Source organism: Pseudomonas sp. FSL W5-0203 (assembly GCF_001896155.1).
Taxonomy (GTDB): Bacteria; Pseudomonadota; Gammaproteobacteria; order Pseudomonadales; family Pseudomonadaceae; genus Aquipseudomonas; species Aquipseudomonas paracarnis.
Genome location: NZ_MPOR01000051.1, coordinates 1 through 19,929 on the forward strand (window position 1 = coordinate 1; position 19,929 = coordinate 19,929).

Annotated in this window: 18 protein-coding genes and 1 pseudogene; 5 read left to right on the forward strand and 14 right to left on the reverse strand. The window is 62.7% G+C overall.

Translation table 11 applies throughout. The annotated features are described in order from the left end of the window. Positions 1–253: pseudogene (locus tag BOP96_RS30285) on the forward strand (hypothetical protein); the annotation flags it as partial. Between the two features lie 5 nt (positions 254–258). Here BOP96_RS30285 and BOP96_RS26490 read toward each other — a convergent pair. The 12 genes from BOP96_RS26490 to BOP96_RS26545 all read right to left on the reverse strand — a co-directional run bounded on the left by BOP96_RS26490 (position 259) and on the right by BOP96_RS26545 (position 14,043). Beyond that, on the reverse strand, positions 259–1,662 hold the full coding sequence (locus tag BOP96_RS26490; protein WP_073454486.1) for an amidase: 1,404 nt from the start codon (positions 1,660–1,662) through the stop codon (positions 259–261). Beyond that, the gene (locus BOP96_RS26495) at positions 1,659–2,927 is read right to left on the reverse strand and encodes a Zn-dependent hydrolase (RefSeq protein WP_073454490.1); all 1,269 of its coding nucleotides are present in this window, start codon (positions 2,925–2,927) and stop codon (positions 1,659–1,661) included. Before BOP96_RS26495 ends, BOP96_RS26490 begins: the two co-directional genes overlap by 4 nt. Before the next feature lie 13 nt (positions 2,928–2,940). After that, the gene (locus tag BOP96_RS26500; RefSeq protein WP_003192343.1) at positions 2,941–3,636 is read right to left on the reverse strand and encodes an ABC transporter ATP-binding protein; all 696 of its coding nucleotides are present in this window, start codon (positions 3,634–3,636) and stop codon (positions 2,941–2,943) included. Further along, on the reverse strand, positions 3,636–4,385 hold the full coding sequence (locus BOP96_RS26505) for an ABC transporter ATP-binding protein (protein ID WP_014719039.1): 750 nt from the start codon (positions 4,383–4,385) through the stop codon (positions 3,636–3,638). The genes BOP96_RS26500 and BOP96_RS26505 overlap by 1 nt, the downstream gene beginning before the upstream one ends. Next, a complete protein-coding gene (locus tag BOP96_RS26510) occupies positions 4,382–5,392 on the reverse strand; it encodes a branched-chain amino acid ABC transporter permease (RefSeq protein ID WP_032902364.1) in 1,011 nt (336 codons plus the stop codon). Before BOP96_RS26510 ends, BOP96_RS26505 begins: the two co-directional genes overlap by 4 nt. Position 5,393: 1 nt before the next feature. Further along, on the reverse strand, positions 5,394–6,254 hold the full coding sequence (locus tag BOP96_RS26515) for a branched-chain amino acid ABC transporter permease (RefSeq protein WP_020301305.1): 861 nt from the start codon (positions 6,252–6,254) through the stop codon (positions 5,394–5,396). Positions 6,255–6,311: 57 nt separating this feature from the next. Beyond that, entirely contained in the window at positions 6,312–7,514 is a 1,203-nt protein-coding gene (locus BOP96_RS26520; RefSeq protein WP_073454492.1) for an ABC transporter substrate-binding protein, read from the reverse strand. A 237-nt stretch (positions 7,515–7,751) separates the two neighbouring features. Further along, a complete protein-coding gene (locus BOP96_RS26525; RefSeq protein WP_014719035.1) occupies positions 7,752–8,519 on the reverse strand; it encodes a FadR/GntR family transcriptional regulator in 768 nt (255 codons plus the stop codon). A gap of 108 nt (positions 8,520–8,627) precedes the next feature. Continuing rightward, positions 8,628–9,383 (reverse strand): alpha/beta fold hydrolase, encoded by a 756-nt coding sequence (locus tag BOP96_RS26530; RefSeq protein WP_073454494.1) that lies wholly within the window; start codon positions 9,381–9,383, stop codon positions 8,628–8,630. A gap of 107 nt (positions 9,384–9,490) precedes the next feature. Beyond that, the gene (locus tag BOP96_RS26535; RefSeq protein WP_060767048.1) at positions 9,491–10,903 is read right to left on the reverse strand and encodes an efflux transporter outer membrane subunit; all 1,413 of its coding nucleotides are present in this window, start codon (positions 10,901–10,903) and stop codon (positions 9,491–9,493) included. Next, the gene (locus BOP96_RS26540; RefSeq protein WP_073454496.1) at positions 10,896–12,869 is read right to left on the reverse strand and encodes a MacB family efflux pump subunit; all 1,974 of its coding nucleotides are present in this window, start codon (positions 12,867–12,869) and stop codon (positions 10,896–10,898) included. Before BOP96_RS26540 ends, BOP96_RS26535 begins: the two co-directional genes overlap by 8 nt. A 1-nt stretch (position 12,870) precedes the next feature. Further along, positions 12,871–14,043: an efflux RND transporter periplasmic adaptor subunit gene (locus BOP96_RS26545; protein WP_073454498.1), complete on the reverse strand. Its 1,173-nt coding sequence runs from the start codon at positions 14,041–14,043 to the stop codon at positions 12,871–12,873. 336 nt (positions 14,044–14,379) lie between these two features. Here BOP96_RS26545 and BOP96_RS26550 point away from each other — a divergent pair, with 336 nt between their 5' ends. From BOP96_RS26550 to BOP96_RS26565, 4 genes are all read left to right on the forward strand, one after another. Beyond that, positions 14,380–14,862, forward strand: a complete 483-nt coding sequence (locus BOP96_RS26550) for a sigma-70 family RNA polymerase sigma factor (protein ID WP_014719030.1) — start codon at positions 14,380–14,382, stop codon at positions 14,860–14,862. A 119-nt stretch (positions 14,863–14,981) separates the two neighbouring features. Continuing rightward, complete coding sequence (locus BOP96_RS26555) at positions 14,982–16,319, forward strand: lysine N(6)-hydroxylase/L-ornithine N(5)-oxygenase family protein (protein ID WP_014719029.1); 1,338 nt, start codon at positions 14,982–14,984, stop codon at positions 16,317–16,319. Between the two features lie 100 nt (positions 16,320–16,419). After that, positions 16,420–17,640, forward strand: a complete 1,221-nt coding sequence (locus BOP96_RS26560) for a putative DNA modification/repair radical SAM protein (protein ID WP_073454500.1) — start codon at positions 16,420–16,422, stop codon at positions 17,638–17,640. Further along, positions 17,637–18,470 carry a TIGR03915 family putative DNA repair protein gene (locus BOP96_RS26565; protein WP_014719027.1) on the forward strand — a complete coding sequence of 278 codons (834 nt, stop codon included), beginning with the start codon at positions 17,637–17,639 and terminating at the stop codon, positions 18,468–18,470. The genes BOP96_RS26560 and BOP96_RS26565 overlap by 4 nt, the downstream gene beginning before the upstream one ends. 125 nt (positions 18,471–18,595) lie before the next feature. Here BOP96_RS26565 and BOP96_RS26570 read toward each other — a convergent pair whose 3' ends face one another. After that, complete coding sequence (locus BOP96_RS26570; RefSeq protein ID WP_014719026.1) at positions 18,596–19,093, reverse strand: Lrp/AsnC family transcriptional regulator; 498 nt, start codon at positions 19,091–19,093, stop codon at positions 18,596–18,598. A gap of 4 nt (positions 19,094–19,097) precedes the next feature. Then, positions 19,098–19,928: an ABC transporter ATP-binding protein gene (locus BOP96_RS26575; RefSeq protein ID WP_014719025.1), complete on the reverse strand. Its 831-nt coding sequence runs from the start codon at positions 19,926–19,928 to the stop codon at positions 19,098–19,100. Position 19,929 lies beyond the last annotated feature (1 nt).

A 19,929-nucleotide genomic window follows, 5' to 3' on the forward strand; every position in this document is an offset into this window, starting at 1 on the left:
CGGCATCCCTGCCGGTTTACCCCCCAAATCCCTGTCGAATTCCGGCCAGCGTGGTTTAACGGGGCGCCTGAGATCAAGATCAAAAGCAGATCAAGAGCAAGAGCAAGATCAAGAGCGGCTCGCTTCGCATCGTGGTTACCGTTGGCTGCTACAACCTAAAAAATTGTGTAGAAGCTGCGACGGCGGTGTGTCAGAGGCCAATGTGCTGACTGAACCAGCGCTATCGCAGGCAAGCCAGCTCCCACAGTTGTAGGTATTTCAGGTCGGGCTTCTCGGTGTGTGCAAGTGTTCTGTGGGGAATGCCTGTGCATACGCGTGACACACCCTCAACACCTGCTCATCGGCAAACCGCGCGCCCACCACATGCAAGCCCACTGGCAAGCCATTTGCCGCCAACCCGCAGGGCACTGACGCCGCCGGTTGCTGGGTGAGGTTGAACGGGTAGGTGAACGGCGTCCATTCCATCCACTCAGTCATTCCCGAACCCGGCGGTACGTTGTGCCCGGCTTCGAACGCGGTGATCGGCATCATCGGTGACACCAGCACATCGTAATGCTCATGGAAAGCCGCCATCCGTGCGACCAGCGCCGCCCGGGCTTCCAGGGCTGCGTTGAAATCATCCAGGCTCAAGCGCTCGCCCCGTTGTGCAATGCGTAGCAGCCCTGGGTCCAGCAGTTGCCTTTGCGCCTCGCTCATCGTGCCGGTCAGGCGTGCTGCGCCGGCAGCCCATAGGGTGCTGAACACCTCCAGCGGGTCGCTGAAACCGGGGTCGATCTGCTCGACATGGGCGCCCAGTTGCACCAGGCCCTCCACAGCCTGGGCAACTACGCTGGCGACCTGCCGGTCGACTTTCACATAGCCGAACGTGGGGCTATAGGCGATACGCAACCCCTTCAAGTCCGTTCCTGGAGCGAGCCAGGGCCTGGTCCTTGGCGCGCCGATCAAGCCATCTCGCGCATCCGGCTGCGCCACGGCTTGCAGCATCAGCACGCTGTCTTCCACGGTGCGCGTCATCGGGCCCAGGTGCGACAGAATCGTCATGGAACTGGCCGGCCATTGCGGTACATAGCCGAAAGTCGGCTTGATCCCGAAGGTGCCGGTAAACGCACAGGGAATGCGGATCGAGCCGCCGGCGTCGCTGCCCTGGTGCAGCACGCCCAGGTTCAATGCCGCCGCCGCAGCGGCGCCCCCGGACGAACCACCGGCGGTGGTGCGCGTGTCCCACGGGTTGCGGGTGATGCCATACAGCGGGTTATCGGTGACGCCTTTCCAGCCGAATTCCGGGGTGGTGGTCTTGCCCAGCAGCACCGCGCCGGCCTTGCGCATGAAGGCCGAGAAGGGCGCGTCCACGTCCCACGGGCCATCGGCACTGGAGGTGCGCGAGCCTTTGCGCGTGGGCATACCGACCGTCAGCGTTAGGTCTTTGATCGACGCCGGCACGCCATCCAGGGCGCCGCAAGGTTCGCCCTTGAACCAGCGTTGTTCCGACGCCCGCGCAGCGTCCAGAGCGCCTTGCGGGTCGACATGGCAGTAGGCATTCACCACCGGGTTATAGCGCTCGATGCGCAGCAACGCGTCTTCGGTGACCTCCACGGGTGACAAGGTCTTGTCGCGAAAGTGCTGCAACAGTTGCACCGCTGTCAGTTGGCCAATCTCGCTCATGCCACATCCCCCTGTGCCGCCTTGACCATGGCGCGCAGCAACACCGCGCAACCCGCCGCCAGGTCATCCGGCGCGGCGTTTTCGATTTCGTTATGGCTGATGCCGCCTTCGCACGGCACAAAGATCATCCCGGCCGGGCCCAGTTCAGCGACGAAGATCGCGTCATGCCCGGCACCGCTGACAATGTCCATATGGCTCAAGCCCAATGCCTGGGCAGCCTCGCGCACGGCATTGACACAGGTCGGGTGAAAGTCCAGCGGCGGGAAGTCGGCGGTGGGCGTCAGGTCAAACGTCAAGCCGTGGCGGGCGGCCGCGTCTTCGATCACTGCGCGCACTTCATCGACCATGGCTTGCAGCTTGTCGGCGTGCAGGTGACGCAGGTCGATGGTCATGTGCACCTGGCCGGGGATCACGTTGCGCGAGCCAGGGTGCAGGTTCAGGCAGCCGACGGTGCCGCAGGCGTGAGGCTGATGCTGATGGGCGATACGGTTGACCGCGCTGACCACCTTGGCAGCGCCCACCAGGGCATCCTTGCGCAGGTGCATGGGCGTAGGGCCCGCATGCGCCTCTACGCCGGTGAGAGTCAGGTCGAACCACTTCTGGCCCAGGCAGCCCATCACCACGCCCAGGGTAATGGCCTGGTCCTCCAGCACCGGGCCTTGCTCAATATGCGCTTCGAAATAAGCGCCCACCGGATGGCCCAGCACCGCACGCGAACCGGCATAGCCGATGCGCTGCAATTCGCTGCCTACCGACAGGCCCTGGTCGTCGCGCTTGTCGAGGGTGTCCTGCAGGTCGAACTTCCCGGCAAATACCCCGGAGCCCATCATGCACGGCGGGAAGCGCGAGCCTTCTTCGTTGGTCCACACCACCACTTCGATGGGCGCCTGGGTTTCGATCTGCAAGTCATTGAGCGTGCGGATCACTTCCAGCCCGGCCATTACCCCGTAGCAACCGTCGAACTTGCCGCCGGTGGGCTGGGTGTCGATATGGCTGCCGGTCATGACCGGGGGCAGGGCGGGGTTGCGGCCAGGACGGCGGGCGAAGATATTGCCGATGGCATCCACACTGATGCTGCACCCGGCGGCCTCGCACCACTGCACAAACAGGTCGCGGGCCTGGCGGTCCAGGTCGGTGAGGGCCAGGCGACACACGCCGCCCTTGGCCGTGGCGCCGAGTTGGGCCAGGTCCATCAGCGACTGCCACAAGCGGTCGCGGTTGATCAGCGGGGCATTGCTCTGGAGCGGTTGCGCAAGACTATTCATCAGGAATCTCCACTCAGGCACTCAAGGCCAGGTAACGGTTTTTGATCGTCGGGTCGGCGCGGAAGTCAGCGGCGCTGCCTTCGTACACCACGCGGCCCTGTTCGAGCACGTAATGGCGGTCGGCGAGCTTGTCGCAGACCATCAGGTTCTGTTCCACCAGCAACACCGGCAGGCCCTCGTCCTTGACCTTGCGCAGGATCTTCACCAGCTCGTCAACGATCACCGGGGCCAGGCCTTCAGTGGGTTCGTCGAGGATCAGCAGCTTGGGGTCGTTCAGCAGGGCGCGGGCGATGGCGAGCATCTGCTGTTCGCCGCCGGACAACGCATGGCCGGCGTTTTTGCGCCGCTCCTTGAGGCGCGGGAACATGGCGTACACGTCTTCCAGTTGCCAGCGGCTGTGTTTGCGGGCGGCGATGCGCAGGTTTTCTTCCACCGTCAGCAGGCGGAAAATCCCGCGGTTTTCCGGCACCAGCGCCAAGCCCTGGCGCGCAATTTCGAAAATCTTCTGCCCCACCAACGCCTGGCCGTTGAAGTGGATCTGGCCCTGGCGCGGGCAGATGATGCCGAGGATGCTACGCAGGGTGGTGGTCTTGCCGGCACCGTTACGGCCCAGCAGGGTCACCAGTTCGCCAGGATTGACGCTCAGCGACACGCCCTCCAGCACATGGCTCTTGTCGTAGTAGGAATGGATATTCTCGACGATCAGCATCAGGCAGCCTCCCCAAGATAGGCAGTACGCACACGTTCATCGGCGCGCACGAACTCCGGCGTGCCTTCCACCAGAATCTGCCCATGGCTCATCACCGTGATGCGTTGGCTGATGGACATGACGATGCTCATGTTGTGTTCGATCAACAGCACCGTATGGTCGCGGCCAAGGTCGCTGATCAGTTGGGTCATGATCGGGATATCGTCGATGCCCATGCCCGAGGTGGGCTCGTCGAGCATCAACAGTTTGGGTTTGGAGCAGATCGACATGCCCACCTCCAGCACCCGTTGCTGGCCGTGGGACAACTCACCGGCCAGGGTGTCGGCGCGGGCCGTGAGTTGCAGACGCTCCAGCACCTGGTCGGCCATCTCCAGGTGTTCGCGCTGGCTGTCCACCCGACGCCAGAAGTTCAAGGCACGCGAGCCATCGCGGCCCTGGGCGGCCAGGCGCAGGTTTTCGCGCACGCTGAGGTTCTGGAACAGGCTGGTGAGCTGGAACGAACGCGCCATGCCCAGGCCGACGCGGCCGTGGGCGGGCTTGCGCATCAGGTTCTTGCCGTCGAAATGGATCGCTCCGGCGGTGGCCTGGCGTTCGCCCGTCAGGCAATGAAACAGGCTAGTCTTGCCGGCGCCATTGGGGCCGATGATGGTGTGGATGGTGCCGGCTTCGACCTTGAGGTTGACGCCATTGACCGCATGGAACGCGCCGTAGGCCAGCTCCAGGTTCTGGGTTTCCAGCAAGATACTCATAGCCCGTCCTCCTTGGCGACGACTGCGGGTTTGCGCGTGCCGCGCAGCTTTTCGAACAGCGACGCCAAGCCGCCCCACAAACCGCCGCGCATGAAGATCACCACCAGGATCAGGATCACCCCCAGCAACATCAGCCAGCGCGGCCACAGATCGGAGAGAAAGTCACCCAGCAGCACGATGGAACCGGCGCCCAGCAGTGAGCCGAACAGCGAGCCGGTGCCGCCGACGATGGTCATGATCAGGATGTTCTCGGACATCGCCAGGTCGATATTCGACAGCGGCACAAAGTGCAACAGCATGGCGTACAGCGCCCCGGCAATCCCGGTGACCGCGCCGGACAGCACGAACACCAGGATCTTGAAGTGACGCGTGTCGTAGCCGATGGCCGAGGCGCGGGTTTCATTTTCGCGGATCGCCATCAGCGTGCTGCCGAACGGCGAGGCGATCACCCGGCGTGCGCCGATGAAGATCAGCAGGAACAGCACCGCGACAAAACCGTAGAAGGCGCGGGCATCGGCCAGGGACAGCAGCACGGTGTCACCCACACGAATTTCCGGGCGTGGCACGCTGAGCAGGCCGTTGTCGCCGCCGGTCCAGTCGCTCAGGGTGTAGGCGACGAAGTAGGCCATCTGGCTGAACGCCAACGTGAGCATCACGAAGTAAATGCCCGTGCGCCGAATCGCCAGGGCGCCCACCAGCAAAGCCAGCACGCCACCGGCCAGCGCCGCGCCCAGCAACGCCATGAACAGGCCCAGTTGCAGGTGGATCATCAACAGCGCCGCACAATAAGCTCCGGCACCAAAGAAGATGCCTTGGCCGAAGGACAGCAGCCCGGTATAGCCCAGCAGCAGGTTGCAGGCCAGGGCGGCCATGGCAAAGATCAGGATCTCGGTGGCCAGGGTCGCCGAGGGCAACACCAGCGGCAGGCCGATCAGCACGGCCAGCACCCACAGCAACATGGCTCTAGATTGGGTCTTGGCAAACGGCAGGGGGTTTTTCTCGCTCATGTCAGGCTCTCCCGAACAGGCCGTAAGGGCGTACCAGAATCACCACGGCCATGGCGCCGTAGATCATCAGGCTCGCACCCTGGGGCCAGAGTGTGGTCATCAGGCTTTGCACCACGCCCACCAGCAAACCGCCGACCAGCGCACCGCTGAACGAGCCCATGCCGCCGATCACCACCACCACGAAGGCGATGCCGAGAATCTCCGGGCCGACGAAGGGCTGGGCGCCGCGCAAGGGCGCGAACAACACCCCGGCGACACCGGCCAGGGCGACGCCGAGGGCGAAGGTCATGGAGAACAGGCGGAAAATATTGGTGCCCAGTAGCGACACGGTTTCGGTGCTTTCACTGCCGGCGCGCACCAGGGCACCGAAGCGCGTGCGCTCCAGCAGCAGCCACAGGCCCAGGCCCACTAGCCCGGAAAACACGATGAGGAACAGGCGGTAGTAGGGATAGACAAAATCACCCACTACCAGCACGCCGCGCAACAGTTCCGGCACGGCGACGCTTTTGCCCACCGGGCCCCAGATCATTACGCTGGCTTCCTGGATGATCAGAGCGATCCCCAAGGTCACCAGAATCTGGAACATGTGCGGCAAGTGGTAGATACGCTGGATCAACAAGCGCTCAATCACCCAGGCCAACGCAGCCACCACCAACGGCGCGATCAGCAACGCCAGCCAGAAGCTGCCGGTGAGGCTTACCGCGGTGTAGCAGATGTAGGCGCCGAGCAGGAAGAACGCGCCGTGGGCGAAGTTGACGAAGTTGAGCAGGCCGAAAATGATCGTCAGCCCCACCGCGATCAGGAAGTAGATCATCCCTAACCCAAGGCCGTTGAGGATCTGGAACAGGTACAGATTAAGCATGCAGGCACCCTCCGCAGGTGGCCGCTTGCGCGGCCCTGCGCGACAAAAGTTAAGCGGTCAGCCGAGTGTGCAGCCAGTCGCCTCGACTGCGGGGAACGACTGGCCAGCGCTGAGCACTTTGGCCAGGTCGTCCTTGTCGGCCATGTCGCCGCTGGCCTTGCCGATCAGCAGGTAGTAATCCTTGATCACCTGGTGGTCGCCGGCGCGGATCGACTCTTTGCCGGTCGGGCCTTCGTAGCTCAAGCCTTGCAGGGCCTTGGCTACGGTCGGGCCGTCGAAACTGCCGGTGGCGATGATGGTGTCGAGCATGACTTTGGTGCTGATGTAGTCGGCGGCCAGCGGGTAGGTGGGGTTGATGCCGTAGGTGGCCTGGGTCAGCTTGACCAGCTCACGGTTGAGCGGGGTGTCGACCTGGTGCCAGTACTGCGCGCCCAGGTACACACCTTCGAGCACATCGCTGCCCAGTTCCTGGAACTGATCCAGGCCGGCAGACCACACCAGCAATACCTTCATGCGCTCCTTGATGCCGAAGTTCACGGCCTGGCGCAGGGTGTTGGACGATTGGCTGCCAAAGTTGAGCAGCACCAGCACATCGGGCTTGGTGGAAATGGCGTTGGTCAGGTAACCGGAAAACTCCTGTTCCTGCAGTGAGTGGTAGCTGTTGCCCACGTGTTCCAGGCTATGTTCCTTGAGCACGTTTTTGGCCCCTTCGAGCAAGGCTTCGCCGAACACGTATTGCGGGGTGATGGTGTACCAGCGCTTGGCGTCCGGCAGCAACTTGATCAGCGGCACCATGGTTTCGCGGATCGCACCGTAGGTGGGCACTGACCAGCGGAAGGTCGCCTTGTTGCAGTCCTTGCCTGTGACTTCATCGGCGCCCACCGGGGTCATGAACACGCCGCCGACCTTGTCCACTTCCTTGGCCACCGCCAGGGCGGAAGACGACAGCGTGCAGCCCTGGAAGAACCGTGCGCCGTCCTGCGCGATGGCCTCTTGCACCTTGCGCACCGCCTTGCCGGCGTTGCCTTCGGTATCGATGACCTTGTAGTTCAGCGGGCGGCCGAGCATGTCGGGGTGTTGTTTCACCGCCAGGCGTGAACCCATATCGGCAAATTTGCCATAGCTGGCAAAGGCGCCAGACATGGACTTGAGGCCGTAAAAGGTAAAGGGCTCGGCGGCGAATGCCGAACGCACGCTCAGCGGAAGGCTGAGGGCGGCGGCGGCGGTGAGGCTGGCTTTCAATAACGTACGACGCTGCATGGGGTGACTCCCTGGTTTAGTTATTGGCAGGAGCGGCAAGGGCGATACGGTGGAGCAAGGGCCTGTGGGCAGGCTTGTTATTGGATAACTCGATTTCGCGGGGGAACGGGGTCAAATGTGGGAGCTGGCTTGCCTGCGATGGCTTCTACTCGGTCCCTCTGTAACACCGAGGCGCCCGCATCGCAGGCAAGCCAGCTCCCACATTGAACGGGTTCCCACATTGGATGGTTGGTGTGTTTAAGAGTGGTCGAACTCCAAGAGGAAGTGCGGGCTCACCTGGCCTTCCAGCGCGGTCATGTGGTGTTCGGCATCGCACATGTGTTCATGCATCAAGCTGCGCACCGCACTTTCATCCCCGGCGCGAAAGGCGATCAGCAGTTGCTTGTGATAGTCGAGGTTGGCCGCATCGAACTGCTTGCGCTTGGGCTTGTAGGCCTTTTTCAACACCACCAGGTCGCGCAGCAAGTCATTGAGGAACTGCGCCATGAAACTCAGCAGCGGGTTGGGGCAGGCCCGGGCCAGCAGGTTGTGGAACTCCAGTTCCGCCAGGCGTTGTTCGCGCTGGCCGGCTTCGCTGTCTTCGGGGGCGCTGCAAAAATCCACGTTGGCTTGCAGGGCCAGGTAGTCGTCTTCGCTCAAACGCCCCAGCACCGACACCGCCAACTCCACTTCGATGACCTTGCGCAGTTGGTAGACCTGCTCGCCGTCCAGGTGCTGGAAGTGCAGGTAATTACGCAAGGCGCGGCTGGCCGGCTCGGTGCCGGCCTGGTTCAAGTACGCCCCGCCACTGGGGCCGGTGCGCGTGCTCACCAGGCCCTCCACTTCCAACGCCTTGAGCGCTTCGCGTGCCGAACCCTTGGAACACTGGAAGCTTTCCATCAGCTCGCGTTCGGTGGGCAGGCGATCGCCGGGCTTCAAGGCGTCGGTGACGATCGAGCGCTTGACCGACTCGACAATCACATCGGACAGCTTCTGGCGTTTGCGGCGTAACGGACGACTCAGCATGGCGGTGATTTATCGTATTAATGCGGATAAATAGCACTTAATAACGATTGGGCAGGTGCGTCAACGCAAGGGGTCGTTTTCGGTGAATAGGGGTCGTAAATGCGCAGGTTATTCCCAGGCGCCCAAATCCAGGCAGCGTGCGGTCGCCGGCGGCTGTTTGCCATAAGCGAGAAAATCCCCTAGCCAGCGGCTCACACAGCCGTCAGCGCCTGCGTGTGCCGACTCCTTGAGCAAGAGCTGCTCGACACCGGCGGCGAGCGCTTCGCCAGGCTCGGTATTGATCAGCACCATGCGCCCGACGCGCTCGGGAAACAGCGTGCCATAGCGGTTGCCCAGGCGCGTGGCAGCGGCGTTGCCCAGGTAGTTGAGGCGCGCCTCGCCCAATTGCCCGCGCACGTACTCCATGTCCCGGGCGGCCTGTTCCACGGCATTGCCCTGGCGCAGGTCGCGGGTGCTCAACTCGATCACGTCGTAGCGGTCGACCAGGGTGCGATAGGCGGTGGTGGCAAGCGACTCCCAGCGGCTGGCCAAGTGAAGGACGAAAGGTGCGCCTTTGACCTGCTGGGGGTCGCCGGCCTGGATGAACACCACGCCTTCACGGTTGAGCGGCTGCCGTGCGCCTACCCGTGTCACGCTCAGGCGAATACGGCCACGCTGGGGGGCGGCATGGTCGCGGGGCACGCTGACCAGACCGCATTGGGTGCGGCCAACCACTTCGGGGTCCAGGCGCGCTGTTGCTGTGAGTGGGCAGTCCAGCAACCAGTCGATCGCGGTGGGGGCGATCAAGGGCTCGGCCAACGCCAGGTTTGGTATCAGCCAAAAGCCGATGCAGACCAGGCCGTTTACAAAAGCGCTGGGTTTCATCATGAGGTCCTGGGCATCCGTGTGATAACGGCTTTTTTACCAAGGACCTTGGGGTGGAAAATGTAAGGTGAAGAAACAACTCGTGTAAGAAATATGAGTTTCGTTTATCAGATATCGGTGTTCCAGCCACCGCCCAATGCCTTGTACAGGGCGATGCTGGCTTGCAGGCGCGACAGGCGCAGTAGCACGTTCTGGTCTTGGGCGTCGTACAGGGTGCGCTGGGTTTGCAGTACCGTGAGCAGGTCTTCGGCGCCGGCTTCATAGCGGCTTTGGGCAATCTGGAAGGCGGCCTGCGCCTGTTGCAGCTCTTCGGTTTGCCACTGGCGTTGCTGGTCCAGGCGGGTGATGCTGCTGAGGGCTTTTTCCACATCGGCAAAGCCGTTGATGATCGCCCCACGGTAGGTTTGCAGCAGTTCATCCTGGCGTGCCCGAGCCTTGTCGCGCTCGGCGCTCAGCCGGCCATTATTGAAAATCGGCGCCATCAGGCCCGAAGTCAGGGTGTAGAAGGGGCTGCGCAGGATCTCTTCAGCCTTGGACGCGCCTGAGCCGAGCGTTGCGCCCAATGTCACCGTCGGCAGCATGGCCGCACGGGCCACCGTGACGTCGGCGCTGGCCGCCGCCAACTGGGCCTCGGCCTGGGCGAGGTCGGGGCGCCGGCTCAATAACTGGCTGGGCACGCCAGGCCCGATACTTGGCCAGGTCAATGCCTGAAAGGGTTCTGTGCCTAGCTCCAGGGCCTGCACGGGTTGGCCGAGCAAGGCGGCGAGGGTGATCTGCGATTCTTCGGCCGATTGCTCGATCAGCGGCAGTTGCCGTTGCTGACCGGCCACCAGGCTTTTCTGTTGTGCCAGTTCCAGGGCCGTGGCGGAACCTGCGTCGTGGCGGGTCTGCACCAGGTTCAGCACATTGCGCGCATTCGCCAGGTTGAGCTCGGCAATCTGCAGGCGCTGGCGTGCGGCCAGGGTTTGCGCGTAGCGGTCGGCGACGTTGCTGAGCAGGGTCAGCTCCACGTTGGCCTGATCGAACTCACTGGCGTGCAAGCTGTGCACGGCGCTGTCGCGGGCAGCGGCGCGGCCACCCCAGAAGTCGATTTCGTAGCTGGCCGTGAGGTTGGCGTCATAGTTGTTGACAGTCCTGTTGCTCTCGGTGGCGTCCAGCTCCGAGTTGCCGCTGCCGCGCAACAGCCGTTGACGGCTGGCGCTGAGGTTGAACTTCAGTTCCGGCAACAACGGTGCACCGGCAATTACCGCCGTGGCCTGGGCCTGGCGGACACGCGCCATGGCCGCCGCCACGTCGAAGCTGTCACGGCGGGCCTGGTCGATCAGGCGGTTCAGCGCCGGGCTGCCAAACTGCGTCCACCAACGTTGGTTGATGGCTTGGGTCGCTTCGCGTTCGGCAAAATGCCAGGCGGCGGGCGCAGCAAGGCCACTGTCGATGGCGGGCGGGTTAGTGCCGCAGGCCGTGAGCAACAGGCACACACTGAGCGCTGACAGTTGTGGAGTGAGAGATCGTTTATTCACTGGTCAACGCCTTAACCGGATCAAGCCGGGCAGCTTTACGGGCCGGCATGAAGCCGAATACGACGCCGGTGACCAGCGCACAGCCAAACGCGCCGAGCACCGCCACCAGGGAAAACTGTACCGCCACTTCAGCCAGCACCAGCACGCCGCCTACCAGCAATGCCAGGGCAATACCAAACAGGCCGCCGACCACCGAGAGCATCACCGCCTCGGTGAGAAACTGGCGCAGGATGTCGCGCTGGCGTGCCCCGGTGGCCATGCGGATGCCGATTTCACGGGTGCGTTCGCGCACGGTCATCAACATGATGTTCATCACGCCGATGCCGCCCACCAGCAGGGAAATCGCTGCAATCGAGCCGAGCATCAGCGACAGGGTGTTCTGGGTCCGTGCTTCGGCCTGGATCATCGCTGCGTCGTTGGTCAGGTGGAAGTCGCGTTTGCCGCCGTGCAGCTTTTGCATAAGCTGACTGATGGCTTGCTCGGCCTCTTGCACCTTGCGTGCATCGGCGGCGGCAATGACAACGTATTCGGGATTATAGGTGCCGAACAGGCGCACGCTGGCGGCGGTATAGGGAATGGCGACACGGTCGTCGCTGTCTTGCATCCCGGAGCTGGAGCCTTTTTCCGCCAACACGCCAATCACTTGGAAGGGCACGTTTTCGATCAGGATGTATTGGCCGATGGGGTCTAGCTGGCCTTTGAACAGCTTTTCGCGCACGCGATGGCCGATCACCGCCACCGTGGCCCCGGCGCGTTCGTCGGCTTCGGTAAAGTAGCTACCTTGGGCCACTGGCCAGTTGAAGATGTCCGGGAAGTTGGTGTCGTTGCCGCCCACATAGGCCATGTAGTCGACGTTGCCGAAGCGCACGCCGGCGTAGGTGCCGTTCACCGGCATGATGCGCTTGACCTGGGGCAATGTAGCCAATGCCGCCACATCATTGAGGGTCACGATACCTGCCGGTGTGCGCGGGTTAGGCGAAAAGCCGCTCAGATAGATGATGTTGGAGCCGAAGGCCGCCATCTGCGCCATGACCTGACGCTTGCTGCCTTCGCCCACCGCCAGCATCACTACCACCGACGCCACGCCGATGATGATCCCCAGCAGCGTCAGCGCGGTGCGAAAGCGGTTGATCCACATGACCCGCCAGGCTGCCTGCACCGCGTCCAGCAGCTCGGCTTTCCAGGCACCATTGTGTTCGGCACCGTCGGCCAGGCGCTGGCGCAGGTCCACGGCTTGCAATGCGTCGCTGCCGGCCGTGACGGGCACGTGGGGGGTACTCAACGCCGAATCGCTGATGATCCGGCCGTCGCTGATCTCAATGATGCGGTTGGCATGCGCCGCGACTTCGCGGTCGTGGGTAATGAGGATAACCACATGGCCCTGGCTCGCCAATTCATCCAGCAGCACCATCACCTCGGCACCGCTGTGGCTGTCGAGGGCCCCGGTGGGTTCGTCGGCAAGGATTATATGCCCGCCGTTCATCAACGCCCGGGCAATCGAGACGCGCTGTTGCTGACCACCGGAGAGCTGGTGCGGGCGGTTGTTGGTGCGATCGGCCAGGCCCAGGCGGGTCAGCAGAGCCTTGGCACGGGCATGGCGTTCGGCAGCGCTGATACCCGCATAGATCGCCGGCATCTCAACGTTTTCCTGGGCCGAGCCGGACGGGATCAGGTGGTAGCCCTGGAACACGAAACCAAAGGCTTCGCGGCGCAGCCAGGCCAGTGCGTCGCTGTCCAGGTGCGCGACGTTTTCCCCTGCGAACAGGTAGTCGCCCACGGTGGGGCGGTCGAGGCAGCCGAGGATGTTCATCAGTGTGGATTTGCCGGAGCCGGAGGCGCCGACGATGGCAACGAACTCTCCTGCATGGATCGACAGGTCGATCCCACGCAATACGTCGACCTGCGGGCTGTCGCCGCCGCCGTAGGATTTGCGGATGTTCTTGAGTTCGATCAGTGGCGTGCTCACATCAACCCCCGCTGCCGCTGGCTGGGCCGATCAACAGGTGATCGCCTTCGTCCAGGCCATCCAACACTTCAACCCGCAGGCGGTCACTGATACCCAGCTGTACTTCTCGCTCCTTGATGGCGCCGTTTTTGGTCACGACCCGCGCGATCTGCTTGTCGGTGCCTTGGCTGCCGAGCAGCGCTGCGACCGGGATGGTGAGAGCGTCCCTGGCCTGGCTGGCGACGAAAAACACCTGGGTGGTCATTTCGGCCATTAACGCATTGTCAGCGTTGTCCACATCCAGCAGTACGGTGTATAGCACTACCCGGCCACTGCCGGTTTTGCTGGTACTGCTGGGGCTGCCACTGCCTTGGCTGGTTTCGTTCAGGGGCTTGGGCGGGATCGGCAGGATCTGGCGCACGGTGCTGGTCCAGCGCCGGGTGCCGCCGGCGAGGGTAGTGAAATAGGCGCTCATGCCCGGTTTGACGTGGCCGATATCGGCTTCGGACACTTCGGCCCATACGGTCATCGGCGACAGTTTGGCGATGCGCAGGATCAACGGCGTCTGTTGCTGGGCGTTGAGCGTCTGGCCGACTCGCGCATCTACCGCCACTACGGTGCCGCTCATCGGCGCGTAAATCCGCGTATAGCCCAGTTCGGCCTCGTCACTGCGCAGGCTGGCCTGGGCCTGGCGGATCTGGGCCTTGAACATGTCCACCCGCGCCTGGGTCGCACTCAGTTCGGCCTTGGCGGTTTGCACATCTTCTTCGCGGGTGGCATTCCCGGCGTTCAGGCGCTGCTGGCGCTGATACTTCTGGCGCGCCAGCTCGTGCTGGGCTTTTTGCTCCTGCAACTGGGCCTCGAGGTTTTCGATGGCGTAGCGGCTGGCGTCGAGTTTGGCCTGCTGCGTGGCAGGGTCGATCTCTACCAGTAGCTGGCCTTGCGTGACCTGGTCACCGGCCTCGACATGGATCTTGCGGATCTGTCCGGAGGCCTGGGCGCCGACGTCTACGTAGCGTCGCGGTTGCAGGGTGCCCAGGGCGGTGACACTGTTCTCAATGTCGCCGCGCACGACAGTGACCGTGGGCAAGCTATCTCGACCTGGCGGCAACAGCTGCCAGGCTGCCACTGCAAGGAGGGGGATCAGGCACACCACAGCAAGCAGGGCGAGGCGGGCGGGGCGAGGGCGTTTCATGCTTTGGTTCCAGCCAGGGAAAGGGGGCCGAGTGGCGAAGAGCTGACTGTTATACGAGAAAATTGCGCGAATATTTAGGCGTTTACATACGCAGTAACAGCTGCGTCGGCGAAAAAAACCATACGTGGGAGCAAGACTTCTTTAAAAGTAGATGAGAATTACTATAAATTGCACGTACTCAAACTGCCATCATCGATGGCTGTCTGTTGGGAGCAAGTTCGCTCGCGAAAACGTCAACGATAACGCGTGCATCCAGATAAAACGATGTGCCCTCAGGTTCTTGGCGAGCAAGCACGCTCCTACAGGATCAACACCACCGGGAGGTGCTCAGGAGTCATGTTGGAAAACTACTATCGCGAGCTGGTGTGTTTCCTGAACGCCAAGCTGGGTAACCGCCAGGTGGCCGAAGATGTGGTGCATGACGCCTATGTGCGGGTGCTGGAGCGCGTAAGCGATACGCCAATCGAGCAGCCTCGCGCGTTTCTTTACCGCACGGCACTGAACCTGGTGATCGACGGCCATCGGCGTAATGCCTTGCGTCAGTCCGAGCCTCTTGAGGTGCTGGACAGCGAAGAGCGCTTCGCCGCCTGTTCCCCCCACACCAGCCACCACCAGGGCCAGCGCCTGGAGATGCTCGAGCGCGCCTTGGCCGAGTTGCCGGCGGCCTGTCGCGACAGTTTCCTGTTGCGCAAACTCGAAGGCCTGTCCCACGTGCAAATCGCCGAACGCCTGTGCATTTCCCGCAGCCTGGTGGAAAAACACATCGTCAATGCGATGAAGCACTGCCGGGTGCGCATGCGCGAGTGGGAAGCGCACTGATCGGCTGTTAGTTAAATTTTATTTCACTGTCCTCGTTTCCTATCAACACACGGCCTGTTGTTCAGGCCATGAAGGTATTCCCGCCCCACCGCCATGGGGCTTATCCAGAGGACACTGGAATGACACAGGCAATTGCTTCGCCCGCGGTTCATGACCTGATCGGGATCGGTTTCGGCCCTTCGAACCTGGCGCTGGCCATCGCCCTGCAGGAGCGTGAAAAGGCCCAGGGCAAGCTGGACGTGCTGTTTCTCGACAAACAAGCCGACTACCGCTGGCACGGCAATACCCTGGTGACCCAGAGCGAACTGCAGATTTCCTTCCTCAAGGACCTGGTGACCCTGCGCAACCCCACCAGCCCGTACTCCTTCGTCAACTACCTCAAGGCCCACGAACGCTTGGTGGACTTCATCAACCTGGGCACCTTCTATCCCTGCCGCATGGAGTACAACGACTACCTGCGCTGGGTGGCGGGGCAGTTCCAGGCCCAGGCCAACTACGGCGAGGAAGTGTTGGCCATCGAGCCGATCCTGCATCAGCAGCAGGTCGAGGCGTTGCGCGTGATCTCCCGTGATGCCCAGGGCGAGCAGCATGTGCGCACCACCCGTTCGGTGGTGGTCAGCGCCGGCGGCACACCGCGCATCCCCGAGGCATTCAAGGCGCTCAAGGGCGATAGCCGGGTGTTTCACCATTCCCAGTACCTGGAGCGCATGGCCAGCCAGCCGTGCGTAGACGGCAAGCCGATGCGCATCGCCGTGATCGGCGGTGGCCAGAGCGCGGCCGAAGCCTTTATCGACCTCAATGACAGCTTCCCGTCGGTGCAGGTCGACATGATCCTGCGCGGCTCGGCGCTCAAGCCGGCCGACGACAGCCCGTTCGTCAACGAAGTGTTCTCGCCGGCCTTTACTGACCTGGTGTTCCAGCAAGTCGGTGCCGAGCGTGAGCGTTTGGTCGCCGAGTACCAGAACACCAACTACTCGGTGGTGGACCTGGACCTGATCGAGCGCATCTACGGGATTTTCTACCGCCAGAAAGTCTCCGGCATCGCCCGCCAGGCGTTCCGCACCCTGACCGTAGTGGAGAAGGCCACCGCCGGCCCGCTGGGCATCGAACTGGCCCTGCGCAATACCGCCACCGGCGAAACCAGCCTCAACCATTACGACGCGGTAATCCTGGCCACCGGCTACGAGCGCCAGATGCACCGTGAACTGCTGGCGCCGCTGCAAGCCTACATGGGCGACTTTGAAGTGGCCCGCGACTACCGCATCGTCACCGACGAGCGCTGCAAGGCTGGCATCTACATCCAGGGCTTCAGCCAGGCCAGCCATGGCTTGAGCGATACCTTGCTGTCGGTGTTGCCGATTCGGGCGGATGAGATTGCGGCGTCGTTGTATGCGCTGGACCATCACCGTGGCAAGGCGCGTTCGGTGCAGGACTTGCTCCTGGCCACCGCCAGCTGACCGATCCGCTTATTGTGGCCAGAGCTTGCTCCTACAGACGGCACTTGTGACAAAGTGTGGCTATTGGTACTGTACAAAAAACCAGTATCGGTAGCCCTCCATGCAGTTGATCGAAAAACTCAGCATCCTCGCCGACGCCGCCAAGTACGACGCGTCCTGCGCCAGCAGTGGCGCGCCCAAGCGCAGTTCCGAGGGCAAGGCGGGGCTGGGTTCCACCAATGGCATGGGCATCTGCCACAGCTACACGCCCGATGGCCGTTGCGTGTCGTTGCTCAAGATGTTGCTCACCAACTTCTGCCTCTACGACTGCCAATACTGCGTCAACCGCCGCTCCAGCGACGTGCCCCGTGCGCGCTTCAGCCCGGAGGAGGTGGTCACCCTGACCCTGGATTTCTACAAGCGCAATTGCGTCAGCGGGCTGTTCCTCAGCTCCGGCATCATCCGTTCGTCGGACTACACCATGGAGCAACTGGTGCGGGTCGCCAAACTGCTGCGCGAAGAGCATGACTTTCGCGGTTATATCCACCTCAAGACCATCCCCGATGCCGACCCGGCCCTGATCGCCGAGGCTGGCCGTTATGCCGATCGCCTCAGTGTGAATATCGAACTGCCCACCGACGCCAGCCTGCAAACCCTGGCGCCCGAGAAGCAGATCGGCTCGATCAAGCAGGCCATGCAGACCATCTACACCGGCGAACAGACGGTGCTCAACGAACCCCGCGCGCCACGTTTCGCCCCGGCCGGGCAGAGCACGCAGATGATCGTCGGCGCCGACGACACCGACGACAGCACCATCCTGCACGGTGCCGAGGCGTTGTACGGTAATTTCAAGCTGCGCCGCGTGTATTACTCGGCGTTCAGCCCCATCCCCAACAGCCCGAAAAGCGTACCCCTGGCCGCGCCGCCCTTGATGCGCGAGCACCGCTTGTACCAGGCTGATTTCCTGCTGCGCAGCTACGGTTTCAGCGCCAATGAGCTGTTCGCCGGCCCCGGTGACCTGGCACTGGATATCGACCCCAAGCTGGCGTGGGCCCTGGAGCATCGCGAGGTGTTCCCCCTGGACCTCAACCGCGCCGAGCCGACCCTGATCGCACGTATCCCCGGCATCGGCCTGCGCACCACCCAGCGCCTGGTCGACCTGCGCCGTGAACGCAAGATCCGCTTCGAAGACCTGGCGCGCATGCGCTGCGTGCTGGCCAAGGCCAAGCCGTTTTTCATCACCAGCGACTACCACCCGCAGCAGGCCGACAGCACCAGTGTGTTGTTGCGCGAACAATTGCGGGACCGTCCGCAGCCGCAACAGATGGGGTTGTGGGGATGATCAGCCTGGAGTGCGACAACCTGTTCAGCACCTGGCGCGAACAGGCCCGCTGGTTGCTCAGCCATCAGGTCGACCCCAGCCAGGTCAGCTGGGGCGAGGCGCAGGCGGCGGACCTGTTCGCTACCGATGAACCTATCCCACCAGGGATGGGGCCGTTTCAGGCGCGCATACCCAAGGCGCTGTTGCAATTGTTGGAGTCCGCTGCCTGTTATCAAGGTGATCAGCGCTGGAGCCTGTTGTATGAAGTGCTATGGCGGGTCAGCCACGGTGATCGCACGGCCATGCTGGCAGGTGACAAGCTTGGCAGCGAGTTGCAGCGGCGCATCAAGCAAGTCAGCCGGGAGGCCCACCACTTGCACGCGTTTGTGCGCTTCATCGCGCTGCCGGCCGAGGCAGGGCCGGAACTGCCGGAGTACGTGGCCTGGCATGAGCCGGCCCATGACATTCTCAAGAGCGCCAGCGAGCATTTTATCGGGCGCATGGGCCGCCATCGCTGGATGATCGCCACGCCCCTGGACGGGGTCTATTACGACGGCGAGCAATTGATTCATCAGCGCCAGTGCCCCGAGGCCTGGCAGCAACTGGCGCAGAATGTTGAAGATCCCCACAGCGCCATGTGGCTGACCTACTACAGCCACATCTTCAACCCGGCACGCTTGAACCCTAAGGTGATGGAAGGGCATTTGCCCAGCCGCTTCTGGAAGAATTTGCCGGAGGGCAAGTTGATTCCGGGGCTGATCAGTGAAGCCCGCACGGGCAAGCAGAAAGATGGGCAGGCGAAGCTGGTGGGTGCCAAGCCAGGCAAAAGAATATTAAGTGGGCAGGGGTGAATGATCGTTCCCACGCTCTGCGTGGGAATGCCACCCTGGACGCTCCGCGTCTGCTCTTGAAGTTTTGTGACGCGGAGCGTCATTGGATGCATTCCCACGCAGAGCGTGGGAACGAGCCAGCTGGATCAGGCCAGTTCGGTCGCGGTGTTCTTGACCACCGCCAACTCCGGATGCGCCACCAGCTTATCAATGTGCAACTCATCATTGTTCAACCAGGTCTCGGTCAGCACCCGGTAATGTTCCATATCCCGGCAGCGCATGCGCAGGCTGTAGTCGAACGGCCCGCTGATCAACTGGCATTCGAATACCTGCGGGCAGGCTTTCACGCAGGCTTCGAAGGCCTTTTGCGCCGAGCGCCCGCTTTGGTTGGACAAGGCCACCAGCACCAGCAGTGACAGCCCCGGTGAGACCATCTGCACATCGATGATCGCCCCATACCCACGGATCACCCCGCGTCGTTCCAGCTTGCGCACCCGTTCCAGGCAGGGCCTGGGGGTGAGGTGCACCAGCGACGAGAGCTTTTCGTAGGTAATACGCCCCTGATGCCTGAGTACGTCGATGATCGCTTCGTCGATGCGATCCAGCGTAGGGGAAGAATGGGGTCCGTGGGCCTTGGTATCCATGAGTTCACTTCAAACGGTTGGAAAGAAATTGCTGCAAGCGTTCGCTGGTGGGATGGTCGAGGATCTCGGCGCCGCCGTGTTCTTCGACTCGGCCCTGGTGCAGGAACAGCACTTGGCTGGACACCTGGCGGGCAAAGCCCATTTCGTGGGTGACCATCAGCATGGTACGACCTTCCTCGGCCAACGTCTGTATGACTTTGAGCACTTCTCCTACAAGTTCCGGGTCCAGGGCCGAGGTGGGTTCATCGAACAGGATAATCTCCGGTTCCATTGCCAGCGCGCGCGCAATGGCCACGCGCTGCTGCTGGCCACCGGACAGGAACGCCGGGTATTGGTCCGCCACGCGGCTCGGCAGGCCGACCTTGTCCAGGTACAGTCGCGCACGCTTCTCGGCTTCGGCGGCGCTCACGTTCAGCACCCGGCGCGGGGCCATGGTGATGTTTTCCAGCACGGTCATGTGGCTCCACAGGTTGAAGTGCTGGAACACCATGGCCAGGCGCGTGCGCAGGTTTTGCAGTTGCGCCTGGTGCGGCGCACGGGTGCCGGCGCGGCCTGGTTGCATTTCAATGCTGATGCCGTCCAGGGTGATCACCCCGGCGTCAGGCTGTTCCAGAAAGTTGATGCACCGCAGCATCGTGCTTTTGCCCGAGCCGCTGGCGCCGATCAGGCTGATCACATCGCCCTGGCGTGCATTGAGGGACACGCCCTTGAGCACTTCGTGTTCGCCGTAGCGTTTATGGATACCTTCGACTTGCAGCTTGATGGCCGCCGTGGCGGTTTTGCCGACGGGTACATCCATTGGATAAGCGGCCAGGGCCTGCGCGGACTGATTCATG